Source organism: Amycolatopsis rhizosphaerae (genome assembly GCF_007713715.1).
In the GTDB taxonomy this organism is placed as follows: Bacteria; Actinomycetota; Actinomycetes; order Mycobacteriales; family Pseudonocardiaceae; genus Amycolatopsis_E; species Amycolatopsis_E rhizosphaerae.
This window is the reverse complement of record NZ_VJWX01000723.1, coordinates 1-2492: the sequence shown is the minus strand read 5'-3', so window position 1 is coordinate 2492 and position 2492 is coordinate 1. Positions and strand designations below refer to the sequence as shown.

The 2492-nt window shown below is 70.7% G+C and carries 2 protein-coding genes; both read left to right on the top strand.

The window, feature by feature from the left end:
- The first annotated feature begins 247 nt into the window (after positions 1-247).
- Positions 248-1999 (top strand): glycoside hydrolase family 3 protein, encoded by a 1752-nt coding sequence (locus FNH05_RS36030; protein ID WP_144593313.1) that lies wholly within the window; start codon positions 248-250, stop codon positions 1997-1999.
- Positions 1996-2492 (top strand): exo-beta-N-acetylmuramidase NamZ domain-containing protein (locus FNH05_RS36025; protein ID WP_144593312.1); only part of this gene is annotated, 497 nt, incomplete at its 3' end. The genes FNH05_RS36030 and FNH05_RS36025, both read left to right, overlap by 4 nt.

Below are 2492 nucleotides of genomic sequence, written 5' to 3'. Positions count from 1 at the left end.
CACGCCGGCGGCGCCCGCACACGTTTCCGGGGTCGCAGACACCCGCACGGGGGAATCCTCGAGTCCGCCAGTCTTTCCGGCTACGCCGAACGGCAGAGGCGCCGTTGACCCTGATCCCGGTGAGTGAGTAGCTTCCCGATGCCGGGTGGATCAGGTGGAAATCCCACCATCCGCCGGCACTGGAGGGAGGCCATCCGTGAACCGGAGGAAGCATGCGCTCGCCGCGACCGTCGCCGGGCTGCTCACCATGACCGGGGTGACCGCCGCGAGCACCGCCACCGCGGCGCCGGACGGGAGCGGATCCGGGGCGGCGGCCTGGGCGCGACAGACCCTCCGGGGTATGAGCCTCGAGCAGAAGGTCGGGCAGCTGTTCATCGCCGACGTCTGGGGCAAGTCCGCAGACGAGGCGAACCCGAAGAACCGGGAGAAGTACGGGGTGGACACCCCGGCCCAGGTCGTCGCGCGCTACCAGCCCGGCGGGGTCATCTACTTCAACAACGCCTCCACCGACAACGTCGACGATCCGGCGCAGGTGGCCCGGCTCTCCAACGGCCTGCAGCGCGCCGCACTCACCTCCGGCGCCCACCTGCCCCTGATCATCTCGACCGACCAGGAAGGCGGCCGGGTCACCCGCATCGGCAGCCCGGCCACCGAGTACCCGGCGAGCATGGCGATCGGGGCGGGCCGCAGCACGGCCGACGCCCGGCGGCTCGCCTCCGTCAACGGGCACGAACTGCGCGCGATGGGCATCACGCAGGACTTCGCACCCGATGCGGACGTCAACTCCAACCCGCTGAACCCGATCATCGGTTCGCGCTCGTTCTCGGCCGACCCGGCGCTCACGTCCGCCATGGTGACGGCCGAAGTGGACGGTTATCAGAACTCCGGCCCCGCGCTCGGCACGGTGTCCGCCGCGGCCAAGCACTTCCCCGGTCACGGCGACGCGGCGACCGACAGCCACACCGGACTGCCGTTGATCAACCGGACCGAGCAGCAGTGGCGGGCGATCGATCTGCCCCCGTTCCGCGCCGCGATCGACGCCGGGATCGACGTCATCATGACCGCGCACATCACCGTGCCGAGCCTCGACCCCTCCGGCGAGCCCGCCACCCTGTCCAAGCCGATCATGACCGGCATCCTGCGCGACGAACTCCACTACGACGGTGTCGTCGTCACCGACTCCCTGCAGATGGCGGGCGTGCGGCAGATGCATCCCGACGCCGAGATCCCGGTGCTGGCGCTGGAGGCCGGGGTCGACCAGATGCTCATGCCGCCCAACCTCGGGGTCGCGATCAACGGCGTGCTCGACGCGGTGAAGAGCGGCAGGCTCACCGAACAGCGGATCGACCAGAGCGTGCTGCGCATCCTGGCGTTGAAGTTCAAGCGCCAGATCATCGCCAGACCGCTGGTGAACGAGCAGGCCGTCGGCCGCATCGTGGGCACGCCCGCGCACCTCGCCCAGCTCCAGGCGATCACCGACCGCACCACGACCGTCCTGCGCAACGACGCGGGGCTCCTGCCGTTGAAGCACCCCGGCAAGGTCCTGGTCACCGGCTGGAACAACCCGAACTTCCCCGGGTATCCGGCCGAGCCCGTCGCCACGCTCGCGGAGCAACTGGGCGGCACGGCCCTGTCGACCGGCGCCAGCCCGACCAGCGCCCAGATCGACGAAGCGGTCGCCGCGGCGGAACAGGCCGACACCGTGGTGGTGCTGACCAACGGGTTACGGACCTCGACGGCGCAACGGAGCCTGGTCAACGGACTGCTGGCCACCGGCAAACCCGTGGTCGCGGTGAGCGTGCAGGAGCCGTACGACCCCGGTTATGCCAACTCGCCCACCTGGGTGGCCACCTACGACTGGCGGTCGGTGACCATGCGCTCCCTGGCGAAGGTGCTGCAGGGCCGGGTTTCCCCGCAGGGCAAGCTGCCCGTCTCGATCCCGTCCGGCTCGGATCCGGCCGGCATCCTGTACCCCTTCGGGACGGGATTGAGCTGGTGAGCCTCAACCGCCGCGGTTTCCTGGCGGCCAGTGCCCTCACGACCCCGCTTCTGGCCGGGAGCGCCACGCAGGCCGCCGCCGACCCGGCCGAACCGGTGGTCCCCGGCGCCGACCAACTGGCCGCCCAGGGCTGGCGCAGGCTGGCAGGCCGCCGGATCGGTGTGCTGTCCAACCCGACCGGGGTACTCGCCTCGCTCGACCACATCGTGGATTCGATGGTGGCGGCCGGAGTCCGGCCGTCGGCGGCCTTCGGCCCCGAGCACGGCTTCCGCGGAAGTGCCCAGGCCGGTGGTTCCGAGGGCGACTACGTCGACCCGCACACCGGCATCCCCGTCTACGACGCCTACGGCGCGAGCGCGGACAAGCTCGCCGGGATGTTCACCAAGGCAGGCGTGGACCTGATCGTCTTCGACATCGCGGACGTCGGCGCGCGTTTCTACACCTACATCTGGACGCTGTACACGGCGATGGCGGCCGCGGCCAAGGTGGGGGC

What these genes read in the sequence shown, in the direction of transcription:
- FNH05_RS36030 (WP_144593313.1), top strand. Translation starts at nt 248, where the DNA reads ATGACCGGGGTGACCGCCGCGAGCACCGCCACCGCGGCGCCGGACGGG.